This window comes from Enterococcus sp. DIV0774 (assembly GCF_050539095.1).
Lineage (GTDB): Bacteria > Bacillota > Bacilli > Lactobacillales > Enterococcaceae > Enterococcus > Enterococcus faecalis.
This window is the reverse complement of sequence record NZ_CP172923.1, coordinates 1,329,423-1,346,321: the sequence shown is the minus strand read 5'-3', so window position 1 is coordinate 1,346,321 and position 16,899 is coordinate 1,329,423. Positions and strand designations below refer to the sequence as shown.

Annotated in this window: 17 protein-coding genes and 2 riboswitches; of the genes, 16 read left to right on the top strand and 1 reads right to left on the bottom strand. The window is 38.2% G+C overall.

The genetic code is table 11. From position 1 onward, the window contains the following. The first annotated feature begins 14 nt into the window (after window positions 1-14). The 3 genes from hslU to IGL86_RS06540 are packed head-to-tail and all read left to right on the top strand — an operon-like array spanning window position 15 to window position 3,130. Window positions 15-1,418, top strand: coding sequence for an ATP-dependent protease ATPase subunit HslU (gene hslU / locus IGL86_RS06550; protein WP_002408464.1), 1,404 nt, complete (start codon window positions 15-17; stop codon window positions 1,416-1,418). 20 nt (window positions 1,419-1,438) lie between these two features. Then, window positions 1,439-2,221 (top strand): GTP-sensing pleiotropic transcriptional regulator CodY, encoded by a 783-nt coding sequence (codY, locus tag IGL86_RS06545; RefSeq protein ID WP_002357492.1) that lies wholly within the window; start codon window positions 1,439-1,441, stop codon window positions 2,219-2,221. A 33-nt stretch (window positions 2,222-2,254) separates the two neighbouring features. Further along, window positions 2,255-3,130 carry an aldose 1-epimerase family protein gene (locus tag IGL86_RS06540; RefSeq protein ID WP_002363997.1) on the top strand — a complete coding sequence of 292 codons (876 nt, stop codon included), beginning with the start codon at window positions 2,255-2,257 and terminating at the stop codon, window positions 3,128-3,130. A 41-nt stretch (window positions 3,131-3,171) separates the two neighbouring features. Here IGL86_RS06540 and plsY read toward each other — a convergent pair whose 3' ends face one another. Further along, window positions 3,172-3,801, bottom strand: a complete 630-nt coding sequence (gene plsY / locus IGL86_RS06535; protein WP_002360243.1) for a glycerol-3-phosphate 1-O-acyltransferase PlsY — start codon at window positions 3,799-3,801, stop codon at window positions 3,172-3,174. 205 nt (window positions 3,802-4,006) lie between these two features. Further along, window positions 4,007-4,166: riboswitch (cobalamin riboswitch) on the top strand. A gap of 118 nt (window positions 4,167-4,284) precedes the next feature. Between plsY and IGL86_RS06530 the strand changes: the two genes are divergently transcribed. The 13 genes from IGL86_RS06530 to eutL all read left to right on the top strand — a co-directional run bounded on the left by IGL86_RS06530 (window position 4,285) and on the right by eutL (window position 16,891). Beyond that, the gene (locus IGL86_RS06530; protein WP_050443850.1) at window positions 4,285-5,313 is read left to right on the top strand and encodes an ABC transporter substrate-binding protein; all 1,029 of its coding nucleotides are present in this window, start codon (window positions 4,285-4,287) and stop codon (window positions 5,311-5,313) included. Next, a complete protein-coding gene (locus IGL86_RS06525; protein ID WP_002361862.1) occupies window positions 5,306-6,313 on the top strand; it encodes a FecCD family ABC transporter permease in 1,008 nt (335 codons plus the stop codon). Before IGL86_RS06530 ends, IGL86_RS06525 begins: the two co-directional genes overlap by 8 nt. Continuing rightward, window positions 6,310-7,077 (top strand): ABC transporter ATP-binding protein, encoded by a 768-nt coding sequence (locus tag IGL86_RS06520; RefSeq protein ID WP_033626002.1) that lies wholly within the window; start codon window positions 6,310-6,312, stop codon window positions 7,075-7,077. The genes IGL86_RS06525 and IGL86_RS06520 overlap by 4 nt, the downstream gene beginning before the upstream one ends. Before the next feature lie 141 nt (window positions 7,078-7,218). Then, window positions 7,219-7,662, top strand: coding sequence for a EutP/PduV family microcompartment system protein (locus IGL86_RS06515; protein WP_002363995.1), 444 nt, complete (start codon window positions 7,219-7,221; stop codon window positions 7,660-7,662). Further along, on the top strand, window positions 7,659-8,240 hold the full coding sequence (locus IGL86_RS06510) for a cob(I)yrinic acid a,c-diamide adenosyltransferase (RefSeq protein WP_002365686.1): 582 nt from the start codon (window positions 7,659-7,661) through the stop codon (window positions 8,238-8,240). Before IGL86_RS06515 ends, IGL86_RS06510 begins: the two co-directional genes overlap by 4 nt. A 44-nt stretch (window positions 8,241-8,284) precedes the next feature. Beyond that, window positions 8,285-8,434, top strand: a riboswitch (adenosylcobalamin (AdoCbl) riboswitch). 292 nt (window positions 8,435-8,726) lie between these two features. Beyond that, the gene (locus IGL86_RS06505) at window positions 8,727-9,857 is read left to right on the top strand and encodes a 1-propanol dehydrogenase PduQ (protein WP_033625900.1); all 1,131 of its coding nucleotides are present in this window, start codon (window positions 8,727-8,729) and stop codon (window positions 9,855-9,857) included. 159 nt (window positions 9,858-10,016) lie between these two features. After that, a complete protein-coding gene (gene eutS, locus IGL86_RS06500; RefSeq protein ID WP_002345864.1) occupies window positions 10,017-10,364 on the top strand; it encodes an ethanolamine utilization microcompartment protein EutS in 348 nt (115 codons plus the stop codon). 27 nt (window positions 10,365-10,391) lie between these two features. Next, window positions 10,392-10,964, top strand: a complete 573-nt coding sequence (locus IGL86_RS06495; RefSeq protein WP_002357503.1) for an ANTAR domain-containing response regulator — start codon at window positions 10,392-10,394, stop codon at window positions 10,962-10,964. Next, window positions 10,965-12,398 (top strand): sensor histidine kinase, encoded by a 1,434-nt coding sequence (locus IGL86_RS06490; RefSeq protein WP_002357504.1) that lies wholly within the window; start codon window positions 10,965-10,967, stop codon window positions 12,396-12,398. Window positions 12,399-12,464: 66 nt separating this feature from the next. Further along, window positions 12,465-13,913, top strand: a complete 1,449-nt coding sequence (gene eutA / locus IGL86_RS06485; protein ID WP_050443844.1) for an ethanolamine ammonia-lyase reactivating factor EutA — start codon at window positions 12,465-12,467, stop codon at window positions 13,911-13,913. A gap of 17 nt (window positions 13,914-13,930) precedes the next feature. Then, entirely contained in the window at window positions 13,931-15,295 is a 1,365-nt protein-coding gene (locus tag IGL86_RS06480) for an ethanolamine ammonia-lyase subunit EutB (protein WP_002357506.1), read from the top strand. Window positions 15,296-15,312: 17 nt separating this feature from the next. Then, entirely contained in the window at window positions 15,313-16,224 is a 912-nt protein-coding gene (gene eutC / locus IGL86_RS06475) for an ethanolamine ammonia-lyase subunit EutC (protein ID WP_002363986.1), read from the top strand. A gap of 13 nt (window positions 16,225-16,237) precedes the next feature. Next, on the top strand, window positions 16,238-16,891 hold the full coding sequence (gene eutL, locus IGL86_RS06470) for an ethanolamine utilization microcompartment protein EutL (protein ID WP_002357509.1): 654 nt from the start codon (window positions 16,238-16,240) through the stop codon (window positions 16,889-16,891). Window positions 16,892-16,899 lie beyond the last annotated feature (8 nt).

Genomic DNA, 16,899 nt, shown 5'->3' with positions numbered 1-16,899 from the left:
GCGAGGGAAAATCCATGAATGAATTAAACAAAACACCAAAAGAAATAGTCAAAGAACTAGATCAATATATTGTTGGACAGCAAGCTGCCAAAAAATCAGTGGCGGTAGCTTTACGTAACCGCTATCGTCGCTTGCAATTAGAAGAAAATATGCAACAAGATATTACGCCTAAAAACTTACTAATGATTGGACCAACAGGTGTTGGTAAAACTGAGATTGCTCGTCGTCTCGCAAAAATTGTCAATGCGCCTTTTGTAAAAGTTGAAGCAACCAAATTTACAGAAGTAGGCTATGTCGGTCGGGATGTAGAATCAATGGTGCGGGATTTAGTAGAAAATGCGATCCAAATTGTTGAAAAACAACAATACAGTCGCGTGTATGCGCAAGCGTTAAAAAAGGCCAATCAACGTTTAGTCAAAGTATTAGTGCCTGGAATTAAAAAAGAACAAAAACAGGCTGGCGGTAATCAATTTGAACAAATGATGAACATGTTTAACATGGCTCAGCAACAGCAAGAAGCACAAGAAGAAGTAACGGAAGATATTCGAGCGAATCGCCGAACAATTTTGGAACAGCTGGAAAAAGGTCTATTAGATAATCGTGAAGTAACAATTGAAATTGAAGAACCGAAGAAAACGATGCCAGCTATGAACAATGGCCTAGAACAAATGGGCATCGACTTAAATGAAACGTTAGGCGCTCTGTCACCGAAGAAAAAAATCGAACGTACTGTAACGGTGAAAGAAGCACAAGACTTATTAGTGAAAGAAGAATCAGCAAAAATTGTCAATGATGCTGATATTCATAGTGAAGCGATTCGTTTAGCTGAATCAAGCGGAATTATTTTTATCGATGAGATTGATAAAATCACCTCTAAAAGCCAACAAAATTCGGGCGAAGTCTCTCGTGAAGGAGTACAAAGAGACATTTTGCCGATTGTTGAAGGCTCCCAAGTTAACACGAAGTATGGTCCTTTACAAACAGATCACATTTTATTTATCGCTTCAGGTGCTTTCCACTTGTCAAAACCAAGTGACTTGATTCCAGAATTACAAGGCCGCTTCCCAATTCGAGTTGAATTAGATGATTTAACGGCTGATGATTTCGTAAGTATCTTGACTGAGCCAAACAATGCTTTAATTAAACAATATGTAGCATTAATCGGTACAGAAAATGTTTCAGTCATCTTTACAAAAGAAGCAATTGAACGGTTAGCACACATCGCTTATGATGTAAACCGTGATACAGATAATATTGGGGCGCGTCGTTTACACACAATTTTAGAACGTTTATTAGAAGATTTATTATATGAAGCACCAGATATGCAAATGGGTGAAATTACGATTACCGAAGCATATGTCAATGAAAAATTGAATGACATTGTTCAAAATGAAGATTTAAGTCGTTACATCTTATAAAAAAGGCTGGAGGAGAAAAGATGGCTACATTATTAGAAAAAACACGTCAAGTGAACGAGCTTTTGCAAAAAAACAATCTGTTTGACGTACAAGCAGAACTTCCGTACAACAAAATGGCAATGATTTTAGGGGATATTTTAGAAAGTAATGCGTATATTATTAGCAGTTCAGGGGATTTGTTGGGGTATACTGAAAAATTAGATGTTAATAATGCCCGTATCAAAAATATGTTTAAAGAGAAAAAATTTCCTCAAGGATACACCGAGGCCGTGGATATGCTCAAAGTAACCGAAGCCAATATTCCAATAGACAGTGATTTAACTGCATTTCCTTTTGAATCACGAGAGCTGTATCCGTTTGGGTTAACCACTATTGTGCCTTTGTACGGTGCTGGCAAACGCTTGGGTACGATTATTTTAGCGCGTGTTGAAAAATCCTTTAACGAGGATGATTTAGTGTTAGCTGAATATAGTGCGACCGTTGTCGGCATGCAAATTTTGTATCATCAATCCAGAACAATTGAAGCAGAAGTTCGCAGTGCGACTGCCGTGCAAATGGCCATCAACACTCTTTCCTATAGTGAATTAAAAGCCGTCCATGCCATTTTTGAAGCCTTAGATGGCGAAGAAGGTCGTTTAACTGCTTCAAGTATTGCAGATGAAATAGGCATTACTCGTTCCGTAATTGTGAATGCCTTAAGAAAATTAGAATCAGCTGGAATTATTGAATCACGTTCTCTTGGTATGAAAGGGACTTATTTAAAAGTGTTAAATCAACAATTTATTAAAGAGTTGGAAAAATAAGCAATTGCTCGTATCAACTAGGAGGACAACGCAATGACTGTACAAATTGAAAATGAATTTCTAATCGCAACATTTGCTGAAGAAGGAGCAGAATTAGTAAGTTTACAATCAAAAGAAACCGGCATTGAATATATTTGGCAAGGAAATCCTGAATTTTGGGCCCGCCATGCGCCCGTACTTTTTCCGATTGTCGGTCGTCTAAAAGAAGATACGTATATGTACCAAAATCAAGCGTATCATTTAACTCAACATGGTTTTGCTCGTGATCAAGTATTTGATGTGATTGAAAAAGGTGGAGAAGAAGTTTCTTTTTCACTAAAATCAACAAAAGAAACCAAGAAGAAGTATCCTTTTGATTTTGAACTAGTGATTACTTATACATTAGAACATCAAGAATTGACTGTAAACTACCAAGTAGAAAACACAGGGAAAGAAGAGATGTATTTTGGGATTGGTGGTCATCCAGCCTTTAATGTACCTTTAGAATCTTCACTAACGTTTGAAGATTATTATCTAAGTTTTTCACCTAAAAAATCACGGACACAAATTCCCTTAGCAGGCCCGTTTATTGATTTAGCGAATAAAACGCTAGCCCAAACGAATACCAGCTTTGACTTAACGCATCAATTATTTGAAAATGATGCAATGATTTTTGAAACAAAAGGTCAAACAGCAATTACGATTGCCACAGACGAAAGTGACCATCAAGTCACTTTGAGTTATCCAGAAATGCCTTTTGTGGGGATTTGGTCACCGACACCGAAAGAAGCGCCTTTTGTCTGTATCGAACCTTGGTGCGGGATTGCTGATGCTGTCGACGCAACTGGCCAACTTGCTGAAAAATTTGGCATCAATAAGTTACCAGCTAACGAACTATTTAAAACACAGTATATGATTAGTGTAAAATAAAGAAAAAGGCTGTGAACATTATTTGCTCACAGCCTTTTTCTTTATTTTTTTGCACGTAAGCCAAAAGAAAGGCGACTTTCTGTTCCATTTTTAATTCGCTGAATGTTTTCACGATGACGGACAAAGATAAAAGTAGTCAAAGCAATCGCAATCACGGTTAATAACCAGTTAAATGTTGGTAAAATAGCTGGGACAGTGAAAGGCAAAATAATAGTAGAAAGTGTAATTAGTACAGCGCTAATCATACTTGTTAAACTCACCATACTGGTTAGATACAGACAAATCACAAAAATAAGAGCAGAATAAATAAAAAATGTGGGGCTGTATGCTAATAACATGCCAGCGCTAGTGGCTACGGCTTTACCACCTTTGAAATTGGCAAAAATAGGGAAGGTATGCCCTAAAACAGCTGCTACCCCAAAGAAGAGTGGGTTCACGCCTTGTAAACCAAACAAATAGGGTAATGAAGTGGCTAACGTTCCTTTCAAGATATCCATTAATAATACCGTGATTCCGGCAGGTTTCCCTAAGACACGAAATGTATTGGTTGTTCCTGTATTCCCACTCCCAAATTGGCGTATATCTTTTTTAAAGAAAAGTTTACCAATCCAAACACCTGAGGGAATCGAACCTAATAAATAGGCAACAAGTAACAAAATGACGATTTTCATCAAGTTAACCTCTTTCTTATTCAAACTAGGATTTATTTTATCATGAATAGAAAAACGGAACAACGTCTAATAACTAAAACAAGAAAAGTTTTTCTTTTGCTTGAGGAAGCGTTGACAAATGGTTGATAACCGTTATAATAAATGTGTGTCATTAGACAAAGACGTCTAATCACTGGTTTGAAAATTAGTTATCAACGAAGATACAATATATATGTACTTATGAAGTGTCAGGGAAAGAGGTGCGAATCCTCTACAGACCTACCTACTGTATGGTGGATGAAACCAATAAGACCACAGATTATTCTGGAAGGATTGGGAGTAAGAAGAAGCTAAGTCAGGATACCGGCTTGATAAGTCTAATCATTCTTTTGTAGGAAAAAGAAGGGGCTTTGAAGATAACTGGCTGAGTATATCATTAGCATAGTTAAGTGACTGCTTTTTTTCTATTGGAGAAAAAAGTGGTTTTTTTGTATTGTTTTGACGTTGAGACAAAGGAGGTTCATTTCAGAAAATTTTCCCCAAAATAAAATAGACGAATGCGAGGATGAAAAAATGAAAAAATTTACTTTAACAATGATGACTTTAGGTTTAGTAGCAACACTTGGCTTAGCAGGGTGTGGCAAACAGGAAAAGAAAGCAACTACCTCTTCTGAAAAAACAGAAGTAACGTTACCAACCAAAGACCGTAGCGGCAAAGAAATTACTTTACCCAAAGAAGCAACCAAAATTATTTCCCTAGTACCATCAACAACAGAAGTGATTGAAGACTTAGGTAAAACCGACCAATTAATCGCAGTTGATACTCAAAGTAGTACAATGATGACTGATTTAAAAAAATTACCACAAATGGATATGATGGCTGTCGATGCCGAAAAATTGATTGCCTTGAAACCACAAATTGTTTATGTGAATGACATCAATTTAGCTAGCTCAGAAAGTGTTTGGAAACAAGTGGAAGATGCTGGAATTACAGTCGTTAATATCCCCACTAGTACAAGTATCAAAGCAATCAAAGAAGACGTCCAATTCATCGCGGATAGCTTATCTGAACATGAAAAAGGACAAAAGTTAATCAAAACAATGGATCAAGAAATCGACGAAGTAGCCAAAATTGGTAAAACCATTAAAAAACCAAAAACTGTTTTGTTTGAAGTAGCTGCCTTACCAGACATTTATAGCTTTGGTAATGGGACATTTTTAAATGAAATGATTGAAACAATTGGGGCAAAAAATGTTTTGGCAAATGAAAAAGGCTGGTTACCAGTGACAGAAGAAGCGGCCATTGCTGCAAAACCAGAAGTCATTTTAACCAATGTTAACTATATAAAAGATCCCGCCAAAGAAATTTTAGCTCGTAAAAACTGGGAAAGCGTTCCTGCAGTTCAAAACAAAGAAGTTTTCGAAATCGATAACAAGTCTAGCTCTTTACCAAATAACCACATTACCAAAGCATTAAAACAAATGGCAAAAGCTGTTTATCCAGAGGAATATAAGGATTTAAAAGATGAGTAAAAAAACGTGTCTCATACTGATGCTCTTGATCAGTATGAGCATGCTCTTTTTGGGTATTAAAATTGGAAGTGTTCAGATTTCGTTAACGGATTTGCTTCAAATTTTAGTGAAAAAGACGGTTTCAGAAGACGGGATTTTAGAAGGAATCATCTGGAATGTTCGGTTACCGCGTGTCGTGATGGCCTATCTCGTGGGCGCAGGCTTAGCAGTAAGTGGCACGGTGATGCAATCACTCTTAGGTAATCCTTTAGCTTCTTCGTATACTTTGGGCGTATCAGCGGGAGCATCCTTAGGTGCTGCGTTAATCATGGTAACTGGAGTAACTGCTTCGATCTTAGGGGCATTTTTATTGCCTTTAACTGGTTTTATCTTTGGCTTAGCAACGGTCTTTTTAGTTTTGTTATTTACGCAAACAATGGATAGTCAAATGTCCAATCAAACAGTTGTTTTAGTAGGAATGATTATGACCTTGTTTGTCGGTGCTATTTTGACGTTGATTACAGCACTTTTCCAAGATTATTTGAAACAATTAGTCTTTTGGCAAATGGGTAGTTTTTCTGGCAGTAATTGGCAAAAAATTGCTATTTATTGTCCAATCTTGCTTGTCAGCAGTCTGTTTCTTTGGTTTGATGCCAACGCATTGGATGTTCTCGGTTTAGGAGAAGAACATGCGATGTTAGCGGGAGTAGAAGTCAAAACAGCAAAACTACGCATTATTCTTTTGGCTAGTTTACTAGCAGGAAGTGCGGTTTCATTTGTCGGTGTGATTGGTTTTGTTGATTTAATAGCACCACATATTGTCCGTCGCTATCTAGGGGCGACTCATCGCTGGCTGATTCCTGGTTCAGCAATCTTAGGTGGGACCATCATGGTAATAGGGGACACAATTGCCCGCACGATTTTATCACCAAGAGAAATTCCCATCGGGGCCGTAACAGCCTTGATTGGAGCGCCATTCTTCTTGTATATTTACTTTAAAAAAAGGGGCGTTGCTGCATGATTGAATTAAAAGAAACAGCTGTAACACTCCAACAAACCCCCATTTTAAAAGATATTTCCCTCGTTTTTCCGACAGGTAGTAAAACTTGTATTTTAGGCCCAAATGGTTGCGGTAAAACGACACTTTTAAAAACGATTGCCGGACTTGTCCCTTATAGTGGTTCTGTTTTAATTGATGGTCAAGAAGTTCATGGACAAAAGCGGAAGGAATTGGCAACGAAAGTAGCGATGATGAGTCAATTCACGACAGTTGCTTTTGATTATACGGTTTACGAAACAGTTTTGATGGGGGCGTATCGACAACAAGCACAACGTTTTTTACCTATTGTTTCTAAACAAGAAAAAGAACGAGTCCTTTATTATTTAGAACGCACGGGTTTATTGCCTTTAAAAGATAAAGTTGTCAATCAGCTTTCAGGAGGACAACAACAACGAGTATTTTTGGCTAAATTATTTGTACAAGATCCAGAAATTATTTTATTGGATGAACCCAATAATCATTTGGATATTCGGTATCAACAAGAATTGATTCAGCAGTTAAATGAGTGGAGTGCGCAAGAAGGGAAAACGTTAATCGGGGTGTTTCATGATATCCGTTTAGCGTTAACGCTAAGTGAAAAAATTGTGTTTATGAAGCAAGGGAAAGTGGCCGCGCAAGGTGATTTTCAAACGTTGGTTTCCAAAGAATTTTTACAAACAATTTTTGAAACAGATATTGTCTCATATTTTCAGAAACAACATAAAGTTTGGGAAACTATTCAATAATTTTGACAAGTTTTTTGGAAACAGGTAAGATGAAGGCAAAGAATCAGAAACACAATGGCGTGTTTTAACAAATCGGCAAAGGAGCCCAAGACTAAGTACGTGATGGTACTTGCTTTGGGCTCCTTTTTTATGGAGGTAGCGATGAAACGAATCATTCTAATGGGAGCTATCGGGTGTGGCAAAACCACGTTATGTCAAGCTCTGCAAGGCAAAGAATTAATTTATGATAAAACACAGGCGGTGGAATTTCATACAGAAATGATTGATACACCGGGCGAGTTTATTTTGCATCGACAATATTATAATGCGTTAAACGTCACAGCGGCAGAAGCAGATGTGATTGGTTTGGTTCAAAGTGCTGTAGAAACACAACAAGTTTTTTCACCAGGATTTGGTAGTATTTTCCCGAAAGAAATCATTGGTATTTTAACCAAGATTGATTTAGCACAAGATTCTCAGCAGTTAGAGATTGTTCGGCAACAATTAAAAAGTGCGGGTGCAACAAGAATTTTTGAAATTTCTTCTGTTGAAAAAATTGGCTTGCAAGAATTAGTAGATTATTTAGAGGAGGATGAAGCAGAATGAAAATTTATACAAAAACTGGCGATAAGGGAATGACGAAATTAGTCGGCAGCTCAACCGTCGCTAAGGATTCTGATCGAGTTGAAAGTTATGGAACGATTGATGAATTGAATTCTTGGGTCGGCTATATTATCAGCCAACTTCCACAAGAAAATCAAGAAATTAAAGAAGAACTGGAAGCTTTACAACATTTACTTTTTGATGCGGGAACAGATTTGTCAACACCGATTGAAGCACAACGACCATTTAAATTACAAAAGGCAAGTGTGCATTGGCTAGAACAGCGGATTGATTTCTACACTGCACAATCACCGGATATTGATCGTTTTATTTTACCTGGCGGAACCCCAGCAGCCAGTATGGTTCATGTGGCTCGGACGATTGCACGGCGCGCAGAACGCATCATTGTTCGTTTAAATTGGACAGCCAAAATTAACGAAGAGGTATTAATTTTTACCAATCGTTTATCAGATTATTTTTATGCGTTGGCTCGCTATTTAAATGTTCAAGCACAACGACCTGATGTTTTTTATGAACGAAGCGAAAAGGTTTTCCATAAAATTAAAGAAGATGGATTGTAAACAGTTGCTTTTCTAAAAAACTTATGGTAAATTTCAGATAGATTAAACGAATATTTTATGAAAAATATGAATGGAAGCCAGTGAGAATCTGGCACGGTCCCGCCACTGTGAAGAAGCAAGGTTGCTTTTAAGTCAGGTCTTTTCATTTTTTCATTATTGGGCATGCTGTTTCGAGGCAAAACAGGATGTTTCTTAACAACGCTTGTGTTGAAAATCCAGCCCAAGATATTTGTATTAATCCAATTAATGGCACGAGGAAGTGCTTTTGGGAATTTTGGGCTGGTCTTTCAATGTTGAAGGAGATTTCAGGTACAATGACGTACTGCTATATTCCCTTTTTTTATTGACAATTAATTAAAGGCGTTGTACTCTATGGATAAGGTTTCGTGTACAATGGCGTATACATAAGGAAGCAAAGACGCTTCAGACAGATGATTTTTCGTTTGTTTGAAGTGTCTTTTTGTATTTTATTAAGGAGGAATTGAGATGAAAACAATTCATTTCCCTACCGAACTATGGGTAGGAGAAGGCGCATTAGCCAATTTGGAAACACTTCATGATAAACGTGTTTTCATTGTCACAGATCCATTCATGGTTGACTCTGGATTTGTGAATGAAGTGACAAAGCATTTAACAAAAAGTGAATGGCAAATTTTTAGTGATATCATCCCCGATCCACCAATTGATAAGATTGCTGCGGGAATTAAGCAGTTAGCGACATTTCAAGGAGATACGATATTAGCTTTAGGTGGGGGATCCGCTATTGATGCGGCCAAAGCAATGAAATTTTTTGGCAAACGTACTTTGCAAACTCAGATTGCTGAGTTTATTGCGGTTCCTACAACTAGTGGGACTGGTTCAGAAGTTACGAATTTTTCAGTGATTACGATTGCTGAAACTGGCACCAAAATCCCGCTTGTAACGGATGAAATTCAACCAGAAATTGCGATTTTAGATACAAATTTAGTGATGAGTGTGCCACCAAAAATCACAGCGGATACAGGAATGGACGTCTTAACGCATGTTATTGAAGCGTATGTTTCAACAGAAGCAAATCCGATTTCAGATGCGTTGTGCGAAAAAGTCGTTCGCCTAGTATTCGACAATTTAGAAATAGTCTTTAATGAGGGTAGCAACCAACAAGCCCGTGAAAATATGCATTTAGCTTCATGTATGGCAGGGATGGCGTTTAATGTTACTTCATTAGGCTTGAATCACGGCATTGCTCATGCGGCCGGTGCGCGTTTACATGTGCCACATGGACGAATGAATGCGATGCTCTTACCGGAAGTCATTGCATATAACAGTGGCTTAGCGAATGGCAAAGTCACCAACGAACCAACAGCTAAACGTTATGCGCAGTTAGCAAATTGTCTAAATGATACACAGACAACTAATGCACGGATTGGTGTTCAACAATTTATTCGACAAATCAAGCAACTCCGTCAAAAATTAAACATGCCTGCCACTTTTAGTGACTATGGTTTACCAAAAGAAGAAGTCCAAGCTGCGATCCCAAAAATAGCTGAAGGCGCATTGATGGATGGCTGCACCAAAACAAATCCTGTCCAACCAACAGCAGCAGAAGTGACAAAAATTTTAAATTCTATCTTATAAGCGATTGACAGGATGAAATCGATAACATATAATGTGGGTAGCACAACGGCGTGCTTCAAAATTTAAGAGCAAAGAAGCTCCTTAGTAGAAAGCGAAAGTGGAACCTTTACGTTTTTTATTGAGGATTTTTTATTTGCTAAATTAAAGGAGCGAGTCTGGTTGGAAGAAAAACAACGAATGATTCAAGAATATGTTCCTGGGAAACAAGTAACGTTAGCGCACATCATTGCTAGTCCTAATAAAGAAATTTATACAAAATTAGGATTGCCAGAAGGCACCAGCAATGCACTAGGTATTTTGACAATCACTCCGAGCGAAGCGGCAATTATCGCTGTTGATATTGCGACTAAAAGCGGAGATATCCAAATCGGTTTTATTGATCGTTTTTCTGGATCGGTAGTCATTTCTGGTGACGTAAGCTCAGTGGAAGCAGCCTTACAAGCGGTGATTGAAGGTTTACAACAGATTTTAAACTTTTCTGTAACTTGTAAAATTACCAGAACATAGCGTTGAAAGGACAAGGGCGTGAAGAAAATGGATGGACGAATTGTAATAGTCGATGATGAACCTATTACGAGACTCGATATTCGTGATATTGTGATAGAAGCAGGGTACGAAGTAGTCGGTGAAGCGGCCGATGGTTTTGAAGCAATTGAAGTATGTAAAAAAACACAACCTGACTTAGTATTAATGGACATTCAAATGCCAATTTTAGATGGTCTAAAAGCAGGTAAAAAAATTGTTCAAGACCAACTAGCCAGTAGTATTGTCTTTTTATCTGCATACAGTGACGTACAAAATACGGACAAGGCTAAAAAATTAGGTGCACTGGGTTATTTAGTTAAACCTCTAGACGAAAAATCATTAATACCTACAATTGAAATGAGCATTGAACGAGGCAAACAAACGCAGCTGTTACTAAATCAAATCGATAAATTAAGTTTAAAATTAGAAGAACGTAAAATTATCGAAAAAGCCAAAGGTATTCTTGTAAAAGAAAATCATATATCGGAAGAAGAAGCCTACCAAATGTTGCGTACGTTAAGTATGAACAAACGCGCACGTATGAGTGAAATTGCAGAATTGATTGTAATGGATGATGAATAAATGAAACGATTAGAGCAATTATGTCACCAATATACCAATCTTTCAGAATCAGACATTAAAGAATTACAACGTACAGCACGTTATCTTTCTTCGACGACACTGTATCAAAGTGCAGATGTTTTTATTGATGTGTATAAGGAAATGTCACAGCAAGCACTAGTCGTTTATCATAAGCCGCCTGCGAAGACAACTTCTTTATATAGCGGAGATGTCGTCGGGATGGAAGCTTTATTAAAAAATGAACCTGGTGTTCTGCGTACCATGCAGACTAGCTTAAATAGCATTGGTTTGTTAGCAGTGACTCAGGAAAATCGTTTGATTAAGCAAAATATCTATCCCATTCGCAATGAACATCGAACGATTGGTGTCATTATTGTCGAGATTGCGGCAGATGAAGAGATTCAAGCGGACTTACAAAAAGAGGAGCTAAATAACTGCCAGTTAGCAAAAGTAGCGAAATCAACTAGTCAAGTCGACGCATTATTTATTGATCAATTGGCAGAAGCCGTTTTGATTTTTGATGCGGCGGGTCACTTATTAATTACCAATCACAATGCACAAGAGCTTTATCGCAAACTTGGTTATCGGGATAATATCATTGGAATGAGTTATGACAATTTGTCCATCGATTATACAACTTTTGAATATGTGTTGTATCAAATGAAATATAAAATGAGTAATCAACCAATTGAAAGCAAAACGACCTACCTTAATTATTATTTTAAGGTTCGGAAAGTGTGGTTGGCATCAGAGGAACAACTGATTATGATTATTCAAGACAATACAGAATTTAAAGAAAAAGAAGCGGAAATTATTTCCAAATCTGTTGCGATTCGTGAAATTCATCATCGTGTTAAAAATAACTTGCAATCGGTGGTTTCCTTATTGCGTATTCAAGAACGGCGAACGCAAAGCCCCGAAGCAAAGAAAGTCCTTCATGAAAGTGTCAATCGAATTATGGCGATTGCAGCCACCCATGAATTGCTGTCAAAACAAGTCAAAGATGACGTTGCTTTACGGCAAACATTGGAAGCAGTGATGTATAATTTTAGACATCTTTTTCAAGGCGCACAACCCATTGAGATGATGATGGATGTTGATCCAGCCATTATGGTTTCTAGCGAACAAATGGTCACCATTTCCCTTGTTGTCAACGAACTATTACAAAACATTTTTGATCATGCATTTGAGCCACAAACAAGTGGCGTTGTTAAACTTAGTGGAACATTAGATAATAAAATGATTACCATTACTGTTACAGATAATGGTAAAGGCTATGACGTTCATCAAAGTAACGAGACCAGTTTAGGTTTGATGATTGTCAAAAGCTACGTAAAAGATAAATTAAAAGGAAAAATTACAATTGAATCCAATAAACAGGGAACTAAAACCTGTTTCTATTTCGAACAGAACACCAGTGATGTTGTTCATTGATTAAGCAAAGGCGCTTAAAGAAAAGTAGAAAGAAATTTTCTAACGATTCTTTAAGTGCCTTTTTGTATGCAAAAGGAGGCGAGTCAGGCGATGTCGAAGGAAACACTTTTAACCGTAGGGATTGATTTAGGGACGTCTACAACCCAATTAGTCTTGTCAGAATTAACTGTTGAAAATTTTGCCTCTGCGTTTACAGTACCACGTATCAGCATTTCTGATAAAAAAGTCATTTACCGAAGTGACATTATCTTTACACCCTTACTTAACCAATCAGAAATTGATGCAGAACCTATCAAAGCGTTTGTAGCGGAGCAATATTGCCAAGCAGGCATTCATAAACAAGATATTCAAATGGGTGCGGTAATTATCACAGGTGAAACTGCTCGAAAAAGCAATGCCAACAATGTGCTACGAGCACTTAGTGGCTATGCAGGTGATTTTGTCGTTGCTACGGCTGGACCTGATTTAGAAAGTATCATTGCCGGAAAAGGCGCTGGGGCTCAAACTTATTCTGAAACGAAACGCAAACCAGTGGTTAATTTAGACATTGGTGGTGGAACGACAAATTTAGCTGTCTTTAAAGATGGCGAAGTGATTGACACGGCTTGTTTTGACATTGGCGGACGCTTAATTAAATTAGATCAACAACAAAAAATCACCTATATAGCTCCGAAAATTCAAGAAATTATAAATAAAAAAGGGCTAACCTTGCACCTTGGTGACCAAGCCACCGAACAAAACTTACTGCCAATTATTTCGGAATTAGTTGCCGTGTTAGAAAATAGCATTGGCTTGGGGACACAAAGTCCGTTCTACCAGTTATTAGTAACCAACCATCCACTACGAAAAGGTGAGGAATTACCAATTGTAACATTTTCTGGTGGTGTGGCTGATTGCTTAAATACGACAAGTACGAATCTCTTTAAATATGGGGACATCGGCTTACTTTTAGGGAAATACTTGAGAAAGTCACTGATTTTTTCGGAAAAAGAAGTCTTAGAAAGCGCAGAAACAATTCGAGCGACGGTCGTCGGAGCAGGTTCACATACTGCTGAAATTAGCGGAAGCACGATCGCTTATCGTGAGCAAATTTTGCCGGTAAAAAATATCCCAATTCTAAAATTAGCGCAAGAGGATGAAACCCTTACTGTGACAGAATTAGGCCAGCGAATCCAAGAAAAACTCAATTGGCATCGTATTGAAGAAACACCCCAGATTGCCCTAGCAATTAGAGGCATGAGCAATCCAACATTTGCTGATATTCAACGCTATGGTCAAGGGATTGTGGAAGGATTAGCTAGTTTAGTTGCTGAACAAATTCCCATTATTGTTATGGTGGATGAAGACATGGCGAAAGCTTTAGGGCATGCCTTAAGTGCCCATCTGCCAAAAGACTATCCGTTTATCTGTCTTGACTCGGTCAAAGTAGAAAACGGTGATTATGTAGATATCGGCTTACCAGTGGCAGAAGGGGCCGTCCTTCCAGTCATTGTTAAGACCTTAGTATTTAATTAAAAAGGAGCGACACAAAGATGATTTTAAAAACCAAACTATTTGGCAAAGTCTATCAATTTACATCCGTTAAAGAAGTCTTAGCCAAAGCCAATGAAGAAAAGTCTGGCGACAAGTTAGCTGGCGTAGCTGCTAATTCAGCCGAAGAACGCGTGGCAGCGAAAGTCGTTTTATCGGAATTGTCCTTAAATGACTTGTTTAACAATCCCGTTGTTGATTATGACGAAGACGAAGTGACACGCATTATTATTGACCAAGTCAATATGCGAATTTTTGAAAGTATTAAACATTGGACAGTTGCAGAATTACGCGAATTTATCTTATCTTCGGAAACAACCGATTTTGATATCAAACGAATTTCCCGTGGACTCACTTCTGAAATGATTGCTGCTGTCTGTAAATTAATGTCCAACATGGATCTAATTGTTGGCGCAAAAAAAATCAATATTGAAAAAACCGCCAACACAACAATTGGCCGTCCCGGAACTTTTTCAAATCGTTTACAGCCGAACCATCCAACCGATAATGTCGATGGCATTATGGCATCAGTTATGGAAGGTCTTTCTTATGGCGCCGGTGATGCCTTAATTGGTTTGAATCCTGTTGATGATTCTACAGAAAGTGTTAAACGGATCTTAAACAAATTTGAAGAGTTCCGTAGCGAATGGGAAATTCCAACACAAACTTGCGTGCTTGCTCACGTAACGACACAAATGGAAGCCATGCGTCAAGGCGCGCCAACTGGCTTAGTCTTTCAATCCATCGCTGGTTCAGAAAAAGGGAACACAGCATTTGGTTTAAATGCAGAAATTTTAGCTGAAGCACAAGATTTAGCGCTTCACAGTGGTCAAGCAGCTGGTCCTAATGTGATGTATTTTGAAACAGGTCAAGGCTCAGAACTTTCTTCTGAAGCGAACTTTGGCGCAGACCAAGTGACAATGGAAGCGCGTTGTTATGGCTTAGCCAAAAAATTTGATCCGTATATTGTAAATACCGTTGTCGGCTTTATTGGACCAGAATATCTTTACGATTCAAAACAAGTCATCCGCGCTGGTTTAGAAGATCATTTCATGGGCAAATTAACTGGAATTTCAATGGGTTGTGATGTCTGCTACACCAACCATATGAAAGCTGATCAAAATGATATGGAAAACTTAGCAATGTTATTAGCAACAGCTGGTTGTACGTATATCATGGGGATTCCTCATGGCGATGATGTCATGTTAAATTATCAAACAACTGGGTTCCATGAAACTGCGACGATTCGTGAAACATTAGGCTTACGTCCAATTAAAGAATTTGAAGAATGGATGGAAAAAATGGGCTTAATGGAAAACGGAAAATTAACAAGTCGCGCTGGCGATGCATCTGTATTTATTAAATAAACGAGGTGAGAATACAAATGAACGAAAAAGAATTAAAAGAAATGATTGCCGGAATTTTAACAGAAATGGTCGCTGACAATCAAGCGGTTTCGACTGCCACTGTGACTGCTGAAGAAAAACCAGTCACAACACACGTCACTGAAACGACAGAAATTGAAGAAGGCCTAATTCCTGACATTACTGAAGTAGATTTACGTAAACAATTACTATTGAAAAATGCCGTAGATCCTGAAGCACTATTAAAAATGAAAGCTTTCTCGCCAGCTCGTTTAGGCGTTGGTCGTGCAGGGACGCGTTATATGACTAGTTCAACATTACGTTTCCGAGCGGACCATGCGGCAGCACAAGATGCGGTCTTTTCAGACGTAAGCGAAGACTTGGTAAAAGAAATGAATTTTATTTCTACAAAAACAATCTGTAACAGTAAAGATGAATATTTAACACGTCCAGATTATGGTCGTCAATTTGATGAAGAAAATAGTGAAATCATTCGGAAAAATACGACACCAAAAGCCAAAATCCAAATGGTCGTAGGGGATGGCCTTAGTTCAGCTGCTATCGAAGCGAATATTAAAGAAGTCCTACCAGCAATTAAACAAGGATTAAACATGTACAACTTAGATTTCGACAATGTAGTTTTTGTTAAATATTGTCGCGTGCCAGCAATGGATAAAATTGGTGAAATCACTGACGCTGATGTTGTTTGCTTGCTAGTTGGCGAACGTCCTGGTTTAGTAACAGCTGAATCTATGAGTGCCTACATTGCTTACAAACCAACTGTCGGTATGCCAGAAGCACGGCGGACAGTTATTTCAAATATTCACAAAGGTGGGACACCGGCTGTTGAAGCAGGGGCCTACATTGCCGAAATTATCAAAAAAATGTTAGACAAGAAAAAATCTGGTATTGATTTAAAAGAAGCTGAATAAAGGAGGATTTCTCATGAAAAATGATCGTCTAGGCGCAAATGTCCTAAGTATGAAAGTCATTCCCAATGTCGATCCGGCATTAGCAAAAGAATTATCATTGAAACCAGAACATCGCTCATTAGGAATTGTTACTTCCGATTGTGATGATGTCACTTATGTTGCATTAGATGAAGCAACCAAAGCCGCCGATGTTACTGTAGTTTACGGTAAAAGTATGTATGCTGGCGCAGCAAATGCTTCAACCAAATTAGCCGGTGAAGTGATTGGCATTATTGCTGGTCCGAGTCCTGCTGAAGTCAATAGTGGCTTGAGTGTCATTACGCAAGTCATTGAAGAAGAAGCCAGCTTCTATAGTGCTAACGAAGATGACAGTATTGTTTATTTTGCACATGTAGTATCAAGAACGGGTAGCTTTTTATCTGAACAAGCGAATATTCCTGAAGGTGAAGCGATTGCTTATCTGATTGCACCACCGCTAGAAGCAATGGTTGGCTTAGATGCAGCAATGAAAGCTGCCGATGTTCAAATGGGTGTCTTTTATGGCCCACCTTCTGAAACGAACTTTGGCGGTGCCTTATTGACAGGTAGTCAATCTGCATGTAAAGCTGCTTGCAGTGCGTTTGAACAAGTCATTCAAAATATCGCTGACAATCCGTTGAGTTATTAAGGATGTGA